Consider the following 17,119-nt stretch of genomic DNA (forward strand, 5'->3'; position numbering starts at 1 on the left):
GTTCTCACTCGTCACGTCTGAAGTTGAAATCAGGACAGCTCAGCTCGGCCGCCGCGCGGTAACGCGGGTGACCACAGGCATCGGCATGTCCTTCGGTGGCGGTTCACGCAACGTCATGCCGCTGAACAGGTCGTTGCGGATGACGGCATCGAGTTCGGCGTCGCCCGTGGACGACACCAGTTGGATCTTGCTGACGCGACCGGTGCTGTCGGCCCAGAGGCGGATCTGCACTTGCATGATCGCGTTGCGGGTTTTCGGATTGGAGCGCAGCGCGGTCTCGATCTGCGACTGCACGATGGACGCGTACCAGCCCCAGCGACTGCCGCCGCCTCCGCCGCCGCCATACGGACTGCCGCCCGGCTTACCGCCGAGATTGAACAGATCGCCCGGACCGGTGGCCTTGGCATCGAGCGACAGCGGGCCCGGCGGCTCGTCGTTCTTGGCATCCTTGGCCGGCTCGTCCTTCGGCTTGTCGACCGGCTTCTCTTCCTTGAACTCCGGTTCCGCCATCTTCGGCTGCTCGATCATCTTCTGTTCGGGCTGCTGCTGCGGCGGAGGGGGCGGGGGCGGAGGCGGCGGAACGACATTGACGATGGTCAGTTCGCGCACCTGGCGCGGCGGCGGCATGTCGTCATGGCCAAGGAACATGTAGAGCGCGCCGCCGAGAACCACGAAAATCAGCGCCAGCCCGCCGACATAACGAATCAAGGCACGACGTTCGGGATTGTCCGGCGGCTGCGGCGCACCGGCGGGCGACGGCGAAGCGGGCGTCGACTTGTCGCTGGCTGCCGGGGCGCGGCTGCCTGACGCCGCCACGGAACGGCGCGCCATCAGGGCGTCCTGGTCTTTGGCCAACATGCTCATGACGCAGCCTCGAGGGTTGCCGTATCCGCCGGACGATCAGTCACGTACTGCATGACGAAACGGACCAGCGTGTCGAAATCGGTGGTGTCGAGCCGGACCGTGGTATCGGCCGCGGCTTCGATCACCGCGTGGTAGATGCCGCGCTCGCCGTGGAATTCCACATAGGCCGCCGGGTCGATCGTCAGCCGCGCCCGCGGCGCGCGGGAGATCGTCAACGCCAGCGGGTTGGCATCGCATTCGCCAACACGCTCGCGCAGCGCCGCGGCGAGCCTGACCAGCAGTGCCTCGCCGAGAATCGGGAACGGCAGGATCGCCGCACCGTTCGCCGCCGCCGTGCGCGGCGCGGCGGCGTGGCTCTGTACTGCGCGCGTCGTCACCGAAGACGGCCCGCTATGGCGGTCGAGCAGCAGCACCGTGTCGCACAGCCAGGACCACAGGGTCCGGCGCGGCGAGGTTGCGTGCGGCAGTTGCATGATCATGACAGCGCCCGTCGGCTCGCTCACTTCACCAGCGGCTTGGTGGCGAGACCGACCTGGTTGAGGCCGATGCGGCCGAGCAGGTCGAGCACGTCCATCACGCTCTGGTACTGGGCCTGCGCGTCGCCGCGCAGCACCACCGGAAACTCGGGCGTCAGTGCCTTCTGCTGCACCAGACGCTGCTCCAGCTCCGGCAAGGTCACCGGAATGGTGTCCAGGAAGATCTTGCCGTCGTTGGCGACGGTAATCGCCTTGGTGGTCTGCGTGGCGAGGCTCGGCGCAGCGGAGGCCTTCGGCAGGTTGACCTTCTGGCCCTGCACCGTCGCCGTCGTCATGATGATGAAGATCACCAGCAGCACATAGGCGAGGTCCAACATCGGCGTGATGTTGATGTCGTCATATGGCTTGGAGTCGGCCTGAAGCTGCATCGTCTTTACTCCGCGGCGATACGGTGCTGCGGGTCGGGCCGGTCGGCGGAGTAGAATTCCGCCATCTTGGTCACGAACTCGTCGACGAAGACCTGGATGTCGCTGGAGAGATCCTTGATGCGCGAGATCAGGTAGTTATAGCCGAACAGCGCGGGGATCGCGACGCCGAGGCCGGCGACGGTGGCGACGAGAGCCGCCGCGATACCCGGCGCGATAGCGTTGACGTTGACGTCGCCGCTCGCCGCGATCGCTGCGAAGGTGATCATGACGCCGACCACCGTGCCAAGCAGGCCGAGGAACGGACCGCCGGAGATCGCGATGGTGAGCACCACCATCATGCGGTTGAGGCGCTGCATCTCCTTGACGACGCCGCTGTCGAGGGCGGCGCGGATCGCGGCGATCGAGGTCGCCGACAGCACCGGATTGGGCGTGCCGTACTGGGCGAAGCGGTGACGGATCTCCGCTGCGCCGATGTGGTAGATGCGGTAGAGCGAGGACGCCTTCATCATCTTGGCATCGGCATCGCTGAGACGGCCACCGAGGCTCGACACTTCATCAGCATCGCCGCGATCCATCATGGTCAGGTCGGCCGCGATCTCGCGGAAACCCTTCATGAACTGGTTGTTGGCCCTGGCCTGCTTGTTGAGATACGAGGCGCGGTCCACCATCACGACCCAGCTGATGACGGCCATGATCAGCAGGATGCCGATGACGACCCAGCCGTCGAGGGTGACTGACTTGAGGATCACCGCGAAGTAGCCGGACAGCCAGCTCGCAGTCTCTTCGTCGACGCTGAACGAGATCAGCTTGGCCTGATCCGGTCCCTGGCCAACCGCAGCAAACTTGATGAAGCCGGCCGGGCGCGCGATCTTGCTGATCTGCAGCTCGTCGATGTCGCCGACAAAGCCGGCCATGGCAGCAACCGGAGCCGCGGCTTCCGCCGGAGCGGGAGCGGCAGCGCCACCGTCCGCAGCCGACGCAGCGGGGGCCTCGGTCTGCGTGGCTGCGGACGGCGTCGTCGCGGCCGCGACTGGAGCACCGGCACTGTCCGCGCCGATGAGAGCGATGGTGGTGAGGGCGGGCAGCGCCGCCGAGAGCGAGGCATAGGCCGCGCCATCGAGATAGATCGTCACCTGGGCGCTGTTGGCGATCACTGCGAGATGATGCCAGCTGCCGGGCGCGACCGGCGCACCGGCGCCGCTGCGCTGAACCGTGCCGGCATTGGTCACCTCGGCGAACGGCGCGCCGTTGTCGAGACCGATCACGACGGCATTGGCACCGTCGCGGCGGCTGTAGATCGCCGCATTCGGCTGCAGCGCAGCCGGCTTGATCCAGGCCGACCAGGTGAACGCACCACCGGCCGCCTGCGCCAGCGAGGACGACGCCGGCAGCGTCAGGCCGGTGCGGCCATCGAGCCGCAGGCCATTGCCGATCAGCGAGCCATCCGCGGGCTGACCGACGCTCTGGGCGTTGTTGGCCCAGACCGAGGAGTCGAGCGCCGGGGTGCCACGCTCACTGAAATGATAGACCAGCTGCTGGTCGGGATCGTAGGTGCCCTTGGCGTCGGCGGTAGCGACGGCCTTCTTGTTTCCGTAATAAGCCCAGATGTCGGTCTTGGCGCCGGACTGCACGTTCGGCACGGCGACCCACACCAGCGCCTCGCCGAGCAGCGAGTCGTACTTCTCGATGTGATGCTTCAGCGGGGTCTTGTCATCACCGGCGACGAAGCGCAGATCGCTGCCATCTTCCTTGGCGGAAGCGAAGCGGAAATTGCCGACATGGAGGCGCACCAGCACCGGCGTCGTGCCGATCTGATCCGTGATGTTGGCCCCGGAGGCGCTGGCGTCGACGGTGATCTTCTTGCGCATCTGCCATTCGTCGTTCCACCAGGCTTTCGCCGGTGTCGCCGACAGCATCAGCGTGGCCATCGCGCCGAGCAGCAGCCCGGACAGAAGCCGCCGGCCGTTGCGGCGCACGCGCGGCATCTCGTTCAACCCCATTGTCATCAGAATTCACCCCAGATTCGGAAATTCACCCGCGGATCGCCCGACCGCGTGTAGGTTTGCGTCACCATCGGCACCGAGTAGGCGACGACACCGTTGAAGGTGTCGAACACCTTGAACCGCGTGCCGACGCCGTAGCTCCAGACGTCGAATTTGGATTGCTGCGAATCGAGCGGCCGCTGGATCGAGGCGTGACCGCCATCGGCGAACACGAAGAACCGCCACTCGTTGAAGGTGTTGAAAGGCAGCGGCTTGTCGCCGGCCGCGCTCTTCATGCGCGACTGCAGCATGTCGCCGATGTTCGGGCTGCGCAGCTCGAGGTTTCCGGCGACGCCATCGTCACCCAGGATTTCGGATTCGAGATAGCCGCGCACGGTGTCGAGGCCACCGAGGCTGAACTGCTCGCTCGACACCATCGGACCGTCGGAGATCTGGCCCTGCACCTTGCCGTAGATCTGGAAACCTTCCGGCAACTCGTGGGTATGCGAGACGTCGAGATTGACGTGGGTGAAGTTCGCCGACGCGTAGTAGCGCTTGTTGTCGAACTCATCCCAGCTGCTGCTCGGCTTACGCAGGTTGTGCGTCACCGAAGCGTTGAACTGGGTCGTGAACTTCTCGGTCTGGAACGTCGCGCCGTAGCTCGCGACCAGCGGGAAGTACGTCACCGGCGAGTTGTAGCCGTCCTGACCAAGCCGCATGGTCTGGTCGAAGTGCTTGTAGTCGATGCCGACCGACAGCGTGTGGAACAAACTGTCGCGCGTCGGCAGCGTCATGACCGCACGGCCACCGAAGATCTGGCCGGGGCCAATGACGTTGGCGCCGCCGATGGTGGCGACATTGCTGTTCGACTTCACGGCGTAGAACAGCAGGCTCAGCCAGTCGAGGTCGGGCACGCGCGCCAGATACGACCCGGAGAACACTTGCGCGTCATTGGGACGCTCCGGCGCCACCTGGTAGGTGAAGCTCAGCGAGTGGCCGAGCTGCCAGAGGTTATCGTAGTGCACGGTCGCGCTGAGGCGCGTCGGCGTCGTGCTCGGCGACTGCCGGTTGTTGTATTCCAGCGAACCGTGGATCGGCGCCTTGTCCTCGACGTTGAGGTCGACGTCGACGGTGCCGGGCGTGACACCGGCACGCAATGCCGGGGTGATGCGACGGTCCGGCCACTGGTTGAGCGACACGATGTCCTTGGTCACCGCGCCGAAGTTCGGAACAGTCCCCTCCGCCAGCGACGGCGCACTGCCCTTGATGCGGCCGACATCGAAATAGCGCGAGTTCTTCACCCGCAGCCGGCCGATCTTCAGCTCGCTGACCTTCAGCGTGACCACGCCGCCGGTGACGTTCTGCTGCGGAACAGCCACGCTGACGGTCTGGAAGCCCTTGTCGTGATAGGCCTTTTCAAGCGCGGCGCGCGCCTTCTCGACATCCTCCGCCGTCTTGCCCGGGCCGAGGAACGGATAGATCGCCTCCTCGATTTCGATCTGCGGCAGCGTATCGGCGCCCTGGACCGCGAAATCGTCGATGTCGAAGCGCGCCAGCGGACCGGCCGGCTTCTGCGGGGCAGCCGCACCGGGCGCACCCGGCGCCGCCGCGGCATCCTTGGCCGCAACCTGTTCGGCCGCCGGCTGTTTCGCGGCCTCGGCCGGCAGCGAGCCGGCCAGGGCACCAACAAGGGTCACTGCCGCGGCACCCTGCCGCAGCACCGCGCCGCCCCGCACCCGAGACCCGCCATTTCGATCGTTCAACTGACTTCGCACCGACGTCCGCTCGCTTCTTGCGGGCGCGCGCCTACGCGGCCAAACCGCCGCGACCACGCGCCCTCAATGAACAGACGACCGGGCGAAAGCTAACCCGCAAAACTTTTGTCGCGGGTGAGACGATTTTTAGGAACTTGTTGGCAAATCAGTGCGCGAACGGCGGCAAACCGGCGCGCGGGCTCAGCTGAGCAGCACCACGCCGCCGGGCAGAGAGGTCACGCGCGCGCCGAACAGCTGCTCGACCTGCGCGACGAAGTGGTCCAGCCGATCAAGCTGGAACGTGCCGTTGACCATCCGCTGGCGGAGATCGCGGCTGGTGATGATGATCTTGCCGCTGCGATAGCGATTGACTTCGTCGACCACACTGGCGAGCGGACGATCCCGCACGACCAGGAGGCCGGCCTGCCAGGCCGCTACCTGCGCCGCATCGGCCGGCGCGGCCGCCTCGAGACCGGCACTGGAATAGGTCACCTGCTCCGCCTTGCGGAGCTCGACCGACTTGCCACCCTGACTGACCGTGAGGGCGCCCCCGAGGCACGCCACCGTGACGACGCCGTCGAGACAGCGCGCGTTGAAATCGGCCTGCGACGCCGCGATCCGGCCATCGCCGGCGAGCATCACCAGCGATTTCGACGGCGCAAGCTTGGCTGCCACCGATGCCTCGCCCGAAATCAGCGAAATTCGCGTCTCGTCCGGCGCCGTGCGCAGGGCGATGCTGGTCTGCGTATTCAATTCCAGCGAGACGTCCGGCGAGACGGCGACCCGCCGCTGCTCGCCCTTGCCGGTGCGATAGTCGGCCGACAGCTCCTCGAGCGATGGCCACAGGCCGAGCGGCGGATGTACGACCATGTAACTCGCCGCAGCGGCGGCAGAAGCGCCACCAAGGATGGCCCGACGCGTCATGACCCGGCGCGGACGCGCTGCCAGGGACACGACACCAGCACGCGATGCGGCTTCGCTCGACAACTCCTGCGCTGCAAGGCCGGCATTGCGATAGAGCCGCGCCGCGGCCTTGAACGCCGCCTCGTGGGCCGGATCCTGCTCGCGCCAGCGCTGCAGGGCGGTCACGTCGGCGCGCGTCGGCTCGCCCGTCTTCAGACGGACGATCCAAGCGAGCGCTTCGTCCAGCAGGGGATCGCGGTCGGAGGGGCGCAGCGGCTCTGTCACGATCGACCACTCATGCGACCGCGGGAGACCGAAGCCGAACGACGCCACGGCCGCGGCGCGAATCGGTGGCGCAATGCGCACCGCTCCTGCACCGGCAGACCCTGCTGACGCGTCGCGTCGCCTCGTCTGGTCATTCCCCCCGAAACCCCCGCTTGAATCCCGGCCGCACGATGTTCCATCGCGCGGACCTCTCTTTGATAGACGACTGAAGTCCCCCTATCCCGAAGAAAAATCGGGGGGAAGTTAAAATTTCGACATCGATTCGTCGCCAGCCTCTTCCGCGGAGGCCGATCGACGCCCGAGAGCTCGTTTCATGACAGACGGGCCAAAATGCCCGCCGCGAATGTTACGCAATATATCCCGTCAGGACCGGGGACGCGGACCGCCGAGACGCCGGGTCAATGGATGGTCGAGACAATCCGCACAATGCTGCAAAGCCGTTTTCAAATCGTTTTCAACGGTGCGCAGACTGACCTGCAACCGCGTGGCCACCGCCTGAGGCGACGCCCCTTCGACAGCGATGCTGCGCAGGACTTCGCGCGGGCGCGACGGAAGCGCCTCCAGCGCGCGCTTGAAGCCATCGATCTCCGAACGCGCCTCGACCACGCGGGCCGGATCCGGGCAATCGTCGCTGACATCGAGCAGCGCATCGATCTCGGAGGCACTGACGCGATAGTTCTGTGCCTTCTGCCGATCCTTTGCAATGTTGATGGCCGTACGGAAGATGTAGTCGGCCGGGCTGCGCACCGCGACCTGATCGGTCACGCGATCGAGGCGAACGAACGTCTCGTGCAAGGCCTCATAGGCAAAATCGGACGAACCGAGTCGGCGGGTCAGCTTGCGGACCAGGCCGTCATAATTCTCGATGAGCTGGCCGCGCAGCTTCGCTCGGTTGATATCAGCCACGTCCCGCGGGCCCCCACACGCAACTCCCGCACTCATACAATCGGGAGCGCGACGGTGGTAGCCGCAGCGGACTACATATTTATGACGAGCCGATGCCAGCTCTGCGTACCACCCATGCGGGCGAGCGGGCGACACGCTCCCCGATGCATCGCATCATCGTCGAGCGCGCCGCCGCAAGCCCAAATGCCGCGAGGCAATCGTCGGTTTATATTAAAGTGTCGCGACTGGCCGCCGTGTCACGACGGGTCGAAATCGAGCCCGATCTGGACATTCAGACGATCTGGCAGCTCGGATGGAATCGGTGGCAGCGGCTGCGCGCGGCGAATTGTCTCAATAGCTTCCTTGTCGACCGCTGACAGCCCGGAGCTGGTGCGCACCCAGACACCGAGCAGGGTGCCGTCGCGCCGCATCGTGAACGCGGCCTCGACCGACCCGCGCGGCAATCCGGGATAACGCCGCTTGAAGCGCGCAACATGCCGCAACAACGCCTGCTGGAACATCAGCGCAGCGCGATTCGCCGATGCCTCGGCCGCCGCCGGAGCCGGGCGAAGGCTCGGTGCGCGCGCATCCAGCGGCGGTGTCGCCCGTGGTGGCGGCGCCAACGCCGGATCGTCCGTCACCACGGGATCGGCGCGCTCTGACGGCGTCTCGGATGGCGTGGACAGCGACGCCGGCGTCGGCTGCGACGCCAGCGGTACGGGGATCGGCACAGGGTCCGGGCGCGGCATGATCTGCACCTGCACCACTGCGGCCTGATCGCGGCCGCTGGTCCCCGCCGGCGCCTGCAACCGCACCCAGTACAGCCCGCCGACGAACAGCACCACCGCGACCGTCGGCGCCAGCACCAGCCGCGCCACTTCGCCCGAGGACCAGGCGCTGGGATCATCCGGCTGGAATGTCGCGCTCAGCGGGTTTCGCCCGGCGGACGGGTCGCGCGGATCGCTCATTGCGCCGATCTCACAACGATGACGACGCGAATCGGCTGCGGCGTGTTCGATGGCGCCGGACGGCTGATCACGAGACCACGCAAGGCCGACGCGACCGCCGCATCGCGCTCGGGATCCCCGCTCGACTTGAACAGTTCAGTGCGCTGGATGGTCCGCGACGGATCGATCCACAGGTCGAGGACCGCCCGGTAGCTGCCGATGCGCGTGCGGCTGTTCTTCTGCAGCGCCCTCTGGATGTCGGTCTGGATGCTCTCGTTGTAATCGTGGAAGCGCGTGGTGTCATCGCCGGCATCGCCTGTCCGAATCCGCAGCCGCCCCAGTGACAGGTCGATCGTCGCCGGGGCGAGCGGGCTCGCCGGCGGCTCGTTGCTGTCGACCACCGGTGGCGCCAGCGTGATGGCGTCCGGGCGGATGTAACGCACTTTCAGGTCGCTGCCGGTGAGCAGCAGATTGAGCGCATCAGCCGGCGTGAAGGCGCCGTCGACGGCGATCGAACGTCGCCCTGTCGCCGATGTGCTCTCATAGAGCACCTGGACCCCGGTGCGCTCGCTATAGGCCTGCAGCGCGCTGGCCAGCGGCTGGGCCGGAATATGGAAATCGATCGGCGCCTCGCTGACCGCAAGCCGCTCCTCCGCCCCGGCGGCACACAGGCCCACGGCCACGAGCGCAGCCAGGATCATGGCGAGGCCCGGCCGCCGTCGCATACTCTTTATAATAGTGCGGACGCCCGGCGCAGCCGTGCCGGCGGAGGAAGCGAATGCGGTCATGGCCCTGGTTCAGCCGGCGCGCCCGCGAAGAGCTGCGACCGATCAGCCGGTTGCACGAAATGACCATCGCCGCTCCTGTCTCGCTGCGCGGGATCGGATCGACGGGCCACGGGCTCCGCTTTTATATCGGAATTGTGACAGTGATCTAACCGGATCGGGGCACCGACCCGATCCCGGACACGCGTGGTCGGTCCTGATGCACAAAGGCATCAGTCGGCCGGTGATCCCTGCCCGGACGGACGGCAGGCAGGCCGCACCCGCCATCGCGCCAGAATCAAATCGTGCGGCCGCCGTCGACCGGCAGCACCACGCCGGTGAGGAACTCGGCCTCGTCGCTCGCCAGATACACGCAGGCGCTGGCGATGTCCGACGGCTTCGACATCCGGCCCAGTGGAATGGTGGAGACGAACTTCGCCCGGTTCTCCGGCGTGTCCGGCACACCCATGAACGATTCCAGCAGCGCGGTGGCGCCGATCACCGGCGCGATGCAGTTGACGCGGATGCCATCGGGGGCGAGGTCGAGCGCCATCGACTTCGACAGCAGGTTCACGGCACCCTTGGTGGCGTTGTACCAGGTCAGCCCCGGCCGCGGCCGCACGCCGGCGGTCGAGCCGATGTTGATGATGCGGCCGGACTTCTGCTGCTTCATCACCGGCACCGCGGCATTGGTCATCAGGTAGATCGACTTGACGTTGATCGCGAACACCTTGTCGAACTCGTCCTCGGTGACCTCGAGCAACGGCTTGTTGCGGAACGTCCAGCCGGCATTGTTGATGACAATGTCGAGCTTGCCGAACGACGACACCGCCTGCTGCACGGCACGCTCGATATCCGCCTTCTTGGTGACGTCGCCGGCGACCGCGACCGCGTCCTTGCCGGCAGCCGCCGCCACCTTCGCCGCGCCATCACCATTGAGATCGAGGATCACGACGCCCGCGCCCTCGCGCACAAAGGCGTGGACGATTTCCTCGCCGAAGCCCGATGCACCACCGGTGACGATGGCGGATTTGCCTTGCAGTCGCATGTTGCTGGTCCTTGTTGTCAATCTTTCCAGAATTCAAATGAACTGATCCGTCACCCTGATGTGGCCGCGCGCAACGCGGCCCTCGAAGGGCGACGGCCCAAGGCCTCCTGGCCGTCCATCCTTCGAGGCTCGCTACGCTCGCACCTCAGGATGACGGAACACAGGCTGAGGTACGAACGGCGCCGCCTCAGCCGTGCTTGACCACCAGGGTCTTCATCGCCGCGAATTCGTAGAGCGCCTCAAACCCCTTCTCGCGGCCGTGGCCGGATTTCTTCATGCCGCCGAACGGCAGCTCGATGCCGCCGCCGGCGCCGTAGCCGTTGACGAACATCTGGCCGACGCGGACCTTGCGCGCGACACGCAGCGCGCGCGAGCCGTCCTTCGACCATACGCCGGCGACAAGGCCGTAGTCGGTGCCGTTGGCAAGGCGGATGGCATCGGCCTCGTCGTCGAACGGCATCGCCGCGAGCACCGGGCCGAACACCTCGAGCTGGCCCAGCTCCGACTTCGGATCGACATGGGCATAGAGCGCCGGCGGCACATAGAAGCCCTCGGCCGGCGCACCATCGGCGATGGCGCCGCGCGCCACTACCGTGGCGCCGGCGGCTTCGGCGCGCGCCAGCATCGCCGCGATGCGCGTCTTCTGGCCGGCGCTGACCACCGGGCCAAGGTCGAGATCCATTTCCGGTGTGCCGGCGCGGAGCTTCTCGAACCGTGTCTTGAGATCGCCGAGCACGCGATCCCAGATCGAGCGCTCGACCAGCACGCGCGAGCCGGCCGAGCAGGTCTGCCCGGCATTCTGGATGATGGCGAGGGTCACCGACGCCATCGCCGCGTCGAGATCGGCATCGGCGAACACGATCTGCGGCGACTTGCCGCCGAGCTCGAGCGTGCAGCCGATGTGGTTCCTCGCCGCCGCGGTCTGCACCAGGGTGCCGACCTCGGGACTGCCTGTGAACGAGATGAAGTCGATGCCGCGATGGGCCGACAGCGCCGCGCCCGCTTCCTCGCCAAGACCCGGCACGACATTGAGCGCGCCCTCCGGGAAGCCGGCTTCGGCGGCGAGTTCGGCGACGCGCAGCACCACGAGACAGGCTTCTTCCGCCGGCTTCACCACCGAGGCGTTACCCATGGCGAGCGATGCACCGACGGTGCGACCAAAAATCTGGCCGGGATAATTCCAGGGAATGATGTGGCCGACGACGCCGAGCGGCTCATACAGCGTCGAGACGAGATAGCCATCGAGGAAGGGAATGGTGTCGCCATGCACCTTGTCGGCGGCGGCGCCATAATATTCGAAATAGCGCGCGAGCGCGACCGCGTCGGCGCGGGCCTGCTTCATCGGCTTGCCGGTGTCGGTAGCCTCCAGCAAGGTCAGTTCGTCGGCGTGATCCTCGATCAGCCGCGCGAGCCGCATCAGGAGCCGGCCGCGCTCGATGGCGGTGAGGCGGCCCCACGCGCCTTCTTCCAGGGCATGGCGCGCAGCCGCCACCGCGTGATCGATGTCGGCGGCATCGCCGGCCGCGAGCGTCGTGATCACCTGGCCGGTGGCCGGCGCCAGCAGCGGCACGGTCTTGCCGGCCTGCGACGGCTGCCACTTGTTGTTGATGAAGACGCCTTTGGCGGGCGGCAGCTTGAGGGGCATGTTCATGGGGCGGTCCTGATGCCGGTTGTTCTGTTGGGCTGGCCGCGGCAGGCACGGCAGCGGAACGCGAACGTCGCGCTGTCCGCAGGTTCCGCGCACGCGGCCAGGCCGAAGACACGAGGCCGCGATTTTCGGTGCTTCACCGACGGCTGTCAAACCACGCAGGGACGCGATGCACGTCTCCTATGCGTCTGACGCGGAAACAGATTCCCGCTGCAGCGCAACGACCCGCAACATGGGTCGGAGACCGGGCGATGGCGGCATCATCCCGGCCGGTTCAACATCTCGCGGCGCGGACGCTCGAACGGCAGGACGCGGCCGCAGCGCGTGCACTGGCAACTGAGGCCGCTCTCGGTCTCCGGCGTCGACGTCACCACCATGCGCGCCTTGCAGGTGGGGCAGGCACGGCGATCGGTTTCCTGGGCAAGGATCGAGATCCATGCCCGCACGCTCAGCACGAACAGCGCGCCCACCACCAGGACGATCGCAACCAGCAGCCACATCGCGCGCCATCTCCACATGGCGAAGGCTTAGCGCGCGGCGCATGGTTAAGGGTGGTAGGTGTGTGGCACCTGTGTTGACGATGAATCTTTACGCTGCGCTGGTCCCTTTCACAGCTGCCGGCACAGGGCCGCGAAGTCGGCGCTGCCGCCCTCGTGCAGCGCGCCATGCGCCGACACGCCCGCCGCGCCGGGCTGCGCACGCAGCATGCCGTCCGCCGCGAACTCGCGCACGAATGTGCCACCATCGTCGAGCACCAGCTGCGGATTGACCCAGCGCCCATGCAGGGCGAGACGCGGGCGCCATGTTTCATAGCGGCCGTCGACCCACCACCAGGCCGGCCGGTTGGCGAGATCGAGCGACAGCGTGTGCCCGTTCATGTCCGCGCCGACCGCATCCGCCGTGCTGCCCTGCAGGTTGAGCGCGAACGTCACGCCCGCGAGCGTACACAGCTCGGCGGTGCCGCGCACATACGTGCCGCCGAATTTCGTGCCGCGCGGACTGGGATAGAGCCGCACACGCAAACCGAAACGGCCATGCCCGGGCGCCTCCAGAACGCCGACGCCCTGCCAGATCGGCAGCCAATGAAAGCGGCCGCCGAGAAAGAACGCCCAGGGTGCGAACACCGCGGTGATGACGGAGGAGATCAAGAAGCCGGCAACGATGAAGACGAACAATCGCGGCCAGAAGCGCCATCGCCGGGTCACCGCCTGCATTCTTCCCTCCCCCTGCCGCGCCGCGAGATCACGGCGCCCCGATCTTTGTGGCCCATCCCGGGGCATCGGTTCGATGGGCCGGGCGCCGCAGGACAGACTGCCCTCCGATACCTTCAAATGCCCTTCTCTTCAGTCATCCTGTCGCCTGTAACAAGAAGCTCTCGATTTGTCGCACGCGTTCCCCTACAGAGCGATGTATTGATCAAGATACTTTCGGGGCACTTCATGATTTCCATGTCACGCATCTGGATCACGCTCATCCTTGCCTGCGGTCTCGCCACGCCAGCGGTCGCGCAAACGCAAGTTGGCGACGCCGCCATCGCCATGCAGCCGGGACCATGCAAGGTCCTTCTCAACGAGGCCGATATCGGCTGCCCCAAGGGAGCCATCTACAGTCGTCTCGGCAATGGCCGCCACCTCGTCAACTTCGTGGCCAAGGACATCGCCAGCGTCGGGTTCGCCGGGCAGAAGCTCGAAACCACCGGGCAGAGCACGAGTGTGCTGTGGATCGACGGCGCCTATATCAACCAGCAGCGCGTCGAGGCCGACGGCCAGTGCGCGTTCGAGCGCAAGCCGCGCGGCAATATCGAGCTGAGCTGCCGCGCGATCCTGCGCGATGGCCGCAAGCTTTCAGCCACGCTGAAAGCCCGCGAGCAGACCGAAACCTTCATGGGCGTCGCACGGGCCGACAGCCGCGTCGATACCTGCGAGCAGATCGTCACGGTTTTCGGCGTCATCGGCCGGGCGCAGTTTCAGTGCAACTTCCGCCATGACACCACGAGCTGGATCGAGGACGTCCGGAAATGCACGCCGGTCCTCGGCGAGGACCGTGTCAAAGACCTGATGCGTCAGGGCATGGAGCTGTTCGACAGCCGTGAAAAGCAGACCGGGCGCGACGCTCAATGCGAAATGGTGAAGCAGCTGCCGGGCGGCGTGGCGCGATAGGACCATCGCGCTCGCCAGAGATTTCGGGCAGCGCGCCCACGCCAGCGCCATCGGCCGTCAGTCACCGCCGAGGCCGGCAGAGCGCTGCCCCATCTCGTCCATCACCGCGTCCAACGGGTCGCGCGGCGGCATCGCGGGTGAGCACGCCTCCCCGCCTTCACCTTTCGGCAGCGCCGCAGCGAGACGATGGCGGCGGCGGGCGATCTTGAGTTCAGCGCGGACGAGAGCGTTTGGATCGAGCACCACACTCTCCCCTGACCCGCGCCGCCAGTCTTCACGGCTGTCGTCCGCAATTTCCAGGATCTCGTCGAACAGCCGCTGGTAGCCGAGCGCTCGGGCCGCCTCATAGCGGGCAGCAAAGCCATGCGCATCGGCCTGCACCCAGCGCAGCACCGTGGTGTGGCGCGGCATGCCCGGCGACCTGCAGATGTCGCGCAGCGGCCGGCCGGCGGCGAGCGCCACACAGATGCGCGCGGCCAGCGCGGCGCTGTAGCGGCTCTCCGGCCCCCTGCGCCTGACGGCACCGCGGTAGCGTGCGGCAAAGCCATCCCGATCCTGCGCAGCCCAGTCGCGTACCGTGCGTTCGCCCGGCATGTCCGGCGCAGCGCAGATCGCACGCAGCGACTGCCCGGCGCGAAGCAGGCGGCAGATGCGTGTCGCGAGCGCGCGGGAGTAGACGGGGCTGCGGCGCATCTCCCTCATTCCACGATCTCCACAGCCGTCGGCGGAGTGGACGGAACGATGTTCGCGCACCCGCAGCTTGATGCTGCCGAGCATCGCCGATCGGCCGTCACGCGGCAAATCTTCCGGCCCACCTGTGGTCAACTCGCCGCCAGCTCCCACGATGACCAGGGATCGAGCCCCATGCGCGAAGCGCGACATGACGGAGCGGTCGCGCCGAACACCCCGGATATCGCCGCGCTCATCCCTGCAACAGACCGAGCAGGCCCCGGCAACAGACGCCGGTGAAGTCTCATTCCACCGCGAGCAACGCCTCCGCCATCGCCGCGATGATCTCGCGCGCCTCCAGGTCGGCCAGCCAGTCCGGCGGAATCGCGGCCTCGCCCCATCGCGCGCCGAGGATGTTGCCGGTGATGGCGCCGGTGGAATCGGAATCGCCGTCGTGGTTGACCGCGATCTGCACGCCTTCGGCGAAGTCGCCGGCGGTCAGCGCGCAATAGAGGGCGATCGCCAGCGCTTCCTCGGCGATCCAGCCGCCGCCGAGCATGGCGATGGCGCTTGGCGGCGGTTCGCCCGACGCCGCGAACTCCTCCGCACGCAGGATCGCCGCGAGCGTCTCGTCGTGCCGCGGCGCGCGGCGCAGACAATCCTTCGCCGTCCGCAAGGCGACCTCGATCGCCTCGCCACGCACGAGACCGAGCACCAGCACGGCGAGCACGCCGGCCGGCAACGCCCCGGTGGGATGACCATGGGTCAGCGCGGCGAGATCGCAGCCAAGGCGAAACGTCATCATCGGCGTCATCGTCGCGGCGCGTCCGGCGGCAAACAGCCCGGCCGGCGCCATGCGCATCACTCCGCCGCAGCCCTTGCTGTCGTTGCGGGCAGAAGCGCCGAGGTCGCGCATGGCATGGAGCGCCGCTAGGCACGTCCGCCCGGGGCCGCGACGCATGTTCAATTCCGGCAGCGCCGCGAGGCCGTCGGCCGGCTCCTCGTCGAGCCCTTCGAGGTTCATCTCGCCCTGGGTGCGCAACCAGCGCAGATACGCCTGTGCGACGCCACGAGTCAGTGCAGCGGGACTGGCGCCTGACGCTGCGCCCCGCAGCAGACCCTCGGCGGTGAACAGCGTCATCTGGGTGTCGTCGGTGATACCGCCGCGGCGGTCGAATGCCGGCGCGAATGCGGCAATGCCGCCGGGCCCAAACGCCTGCAGGATCTCGCTGCGCGACAGGAACTCGACGGGCGCGCCGAGCGCGTCGCCACAGGCGCCGCCGAGCAGGCAGCCGCGAAACCGCGATCGCATCCCCGCCCGCGACAACACCGGCATCCGCTCCCCCATCCGTGCGTATCGGAATTTGCCGCACCGCGCGGGGGCGATGCAACCGCCGCGGCCTCTGGCGGTCCGTGGCTACGGTACATCGGCCGGCCGCCCTTGACCCAGCGCAAGGTCCACCTGGCGTCTTTGGGCCAGTGTCGCGCAATTCCTCCGGAGGCATCCGTGCCGTTCGATGTCACCCAACCCGCACTTGTCGCCGGCCTGCTGCTTGGGCTGGCGTCGAGCCTGCATTGCCTCGGCATGTGCGGCGGCATCGCGGCAGGCCTGGGCCTCGCCGTGCCGGGCGGACCATCGTGGCGCAGCCTTGTCGCGCCGCTGCTGCTGATCAACGCCGGGCGCATCAGCGGCTATGTCATCGCCGGCGCGCTGGTCGGCGGCCTCGGCACCCAGATGTTCGGCGCACTCGACCGCACGCTCGCCCATCTCGTGCTGCGCTGGGCGGCCGCGGTGTCGCTGGGGCTGATCGGCCTGTCGCTGCTCGGCGCGCTGCCGCTGCCCGATCCGCTGCTGCGGCTGGGCGGCGTGATCAGCCGCACCATCGGCCGCCTTGCCGCGAACCTGCCGGCACGGCGCCTCGGGCTGTTCACCGCCGGCTGCGTCTGGGGCTTCTTTCCCTGCGCCATGGTCTATGCGGCGCTGTTCTACGCCATGCTGGCTGGTGGCGCGCTGTCCGGCGCGCTGGTGATGCTCGGATTCGGGCTCGGCACGCTGGCGCCCGTGATGGGCGCCGGCCTCGGCCTGCCCTGGCTGCGCGGCCGTGCGCGCTCGCCGCGGCTGCAGACGCTGATGGGCTGCGCCATCCTCGCGCTCGGCTTCGCGAGCGCGCTGCCGCCGGAAGCGCTGCCGGCGTGGTGCCGTTTCGGCTGAGGCGACCGCGCGATCGGCGGGCTCACACCTCGCCGTGCCGGCCGCGATGCGGGCGACGCCACGACGACGCCATGCCGCGGCATGATCAATCCTGC

Annotated in this window: 17 protein-coding genes; 2 read left to right on the top strand and 15 right to left on the bottom strand. The window is 67.5% G+C overall.

What is annotated here, in order from left to right; genetic code table 11:
• Positions 1 to 39: 39 nt before the first annotated feature.
• The 13 genes from JQ639_RS22600 to JQ639_RS22660 form a co-directional block, all read right to left on the bottom strand.
• Complete coding sequence (locus JQ639_RS22600; RefSeq protein ID WP_249123380.1) at positions 40 to 864, bottom strand: TonB C-terminal domain-containing protein; 825 nt, start codon at positions 862 to 864, stop codon at positions 40 to 42.
• Positions 861 to 1,343, bottom strand: coding sequence for a hypothetical protein (locus tag JQ639_RS22605; protein WP_249123381.1), 483 nt, complete (start codon positions 1,341 to 1,343; stop codon positions 861 to 863). Before JQ639_RS22605 ends, JQ639_RS22600 begins: the two co-directional genes overlap by 4 nt.
• 20 nt (positions 1,344 to 1,363) lie before the next feature.
• A complete protein-coding gene (locus JQ639_RS22610) occupies positions 1,364 to 1,768 on the bottom strand; it encodes an ExbD/TolR family protein (RefSeq protein WP_211968492.1) in 405 nt (134 codons plus the stop codon).
• A 5-nt stretch (positions 1,769 to 1,773) separates the two neighbouring features.
• Positions 1,774 to 3,774, bottom strand: a complete 2,001-nt coding sequence (locus tag JQ639_RS22615; protein ID WP_211968493.1) for a DUF2341 domain-containing protein — start codon at positions 3,772 to 3,774, stop codon at positions 1,774 to 1,776.
• Positions 3,774 to 5,447, bottom strand: coding sequence for a ShlB/FhaC/HecB family hemolysin secretion/activation protein (locus tag JQ639_RS22620; protein ID WP_349644587.1), 1,674 nt, complete (start codon positions 5,445 to 5,447; stop codon positions 3,774 to 3,776). The genes JQ639_RS22615 and JQ639_RS22620 overlap by 1 nt, the downstream gene beginning before the upstream one ends.
• A gap of 258 nt (positions 5,448 to 5,705) precedes the next feature.
• Complete coding sequence (locus tag JQ639_RS22625; protein ID WP_349644586.1) at positions 5,706 to 6,692, bottom strand: FecR family protein; 987 nt, start codon at positions 6,690 to 6,692, stop codon at positions 5,706 to 5,708.
• Between the two features lie 363 nt (positions 6,693 to 7,055).
• Positions 7,056 to 7,598: an RNA polymerase sigma factor gene (locus JQ639_RS22630; protein WP_211968494.1), complete on the bottom strand. Its 543-nt coding sequence runs from the start codon at positions 7,596 to 7,598 to the stop codon at positions 7,056 to 7,058.
• A 236-nt stretch (positions 7,599 to 7,834) separates the two neighbouring features.
• The gene (locus JQ639_RS22635; RefSeq protein WP_211968495.1) at positions 7,835 to 8,545 is read right to left on the bottom strand and encodes an energy transducer TonB family protein; all 711 of its coding nucleotides are present in this window, start codon (positions 8,543 to 8,545) and stop codon (positions 7,835 to 7,837) included.
• A complete protein-coding gene (locus tag JQ639_RS22640) occupies positions 8,542 to 9,312 on the bottom strand; it encodes a secretin and TonB N-terminal domain-containing protein (RefSeq protein WP_211968496.1) in 771 nt (256 codons plus the stop codon). The genes JQ639_RS22635 and JQ639_RS22640 overlap by 4 nt, the downstream gene beginning before the upstream one ends.
• A 274-nt stretch (positions 9,313 to 9,586) precedes the next feature.
• Positions 9,587 to 10,336, bottom strand: coding sequence for a glucose 1-dehydrogenase (locus tag JQ639_RS22645; RefSeq protein WP_211968497.1), 750 nt, complete (start codon positions 10,334 to 10,336; stop codon positions 9,587 to 9,589).
• A 187-nt stretch (positions 10,337 to 10,523) separates the two neighbouring features.
• Complete coding sequence (locus JQ639_RS22650) at positions 10,524 to 11,987, bottom strand: aldehyde dehydrogenase family protein (protein WP_211968498.1); 1,464 nt, start codon at positions 11,985 to 11,987, stop codon at positions 10,524 to 10,526.
• Positions 11,988 to 12,244: 257 nt separating this feature from the next.
• The gene (locus JQ639_RS22655) at positions 12,245 to 12,484 is read right to left on the bottom strand and encodes a hypothetical protein (RefSeq protein ID WP_211968499.1); all 240 of its coding nucleotides are present in this window, start codon (positions 12,482 to 12,484) and stop codon (positions 12,245 to 12,247) included.
• A gap of 108 nt (positions 12,485 to 12,592) precedes the next feature.
• Positions 12,593 to 13,198, bottom strand: coding sequence for a hypothetical protein (locus JQ639_RS22660; protein ID WP_211968500.1), 606 nt, complete (start codon positions 13,196 to 13,198; stop codon positions 12,593 to 12,595).
• 45 nt (positions 13,199 to 13,243) lie between these two features.
• On the opposite strand from JQ639_RS22660, the gene JQ639_RS22665 reads away from it, so the two are divergent.
• Complete coding sequence (locus JQ639_RS22665; protein WP_211968501.1) at positions 13,244 to 14,143, top strand: hypothetical protein; 900 nt, start codon at positions 13,244 to 13,246, stop codon at positions 14,141 to 14,143.
• A gap of 57 nt (positions 14,144 to 14,200) precedes the next feature.
• Here JQ639_RS22665 and JQ639_RS22670 read toward each other — a convergent pair whose 3' ends face one another.
• Both JQ639_RS22670 and JQ639_RS22675 read right to left on the bottom strand, forming a co-directional pair.
• On the bottom strand, positions 14,201 to 15,025 hold the full coding sequence (locus JQ639_RS22670; protein WP_211968502.1) for a terminase small subunit-like protein: 825 nt from the start codon (positions 15,023 to 15,025) through the stop codon (positions 14,201 to 14,203).
• A 91-nt stretch (positions 15,026 to 15,116) separates the two neighbouring features.
• Complete coding sequence (locus JQ639_RS22675) at positions 15,117 to 16,124, bottom strand: ADP-ribosylglycohydrolase family protein (protein ID WP_211968503.1); 1,008 nt, start codon at positions 16,122 to 16,124, stop codon at positions 15,117 to 15,119.
• A gap of 195 nt (positions 16,125 to 16,319) precedes the next feature.
• On the opposite strand from JQ639_RS22675, the gene JQ639_RS22680 reads away from it, so the two are divergent.
• Positions 16,320 to 17,024 carry a sulfite exporter TauE/SafE family protein gene (locus JQ639_RS22680; protein WP_349644585.1) on the top strand — a complete coding sequence of 235 codons (705 nt, stop codon included), beginning with the start codon at positions 16,320 to 16,322 and terminating at the stop codon, positions 17,022 to 17,024.
• The last annotated feature ends 95 nt before the right edge of the window (positions 17,025 to 17,119 follow it).

It is taken from the genome of Bradyrhizobium sp. U87765 SZCCT0048, assembly GCF_018131225.1.
Lineage (GTDB): Bacteria > Pseudomonadota > Alphaproteobacteria > Rhizobiales > Xanthobacteraceae > Bradyrhizobium_A.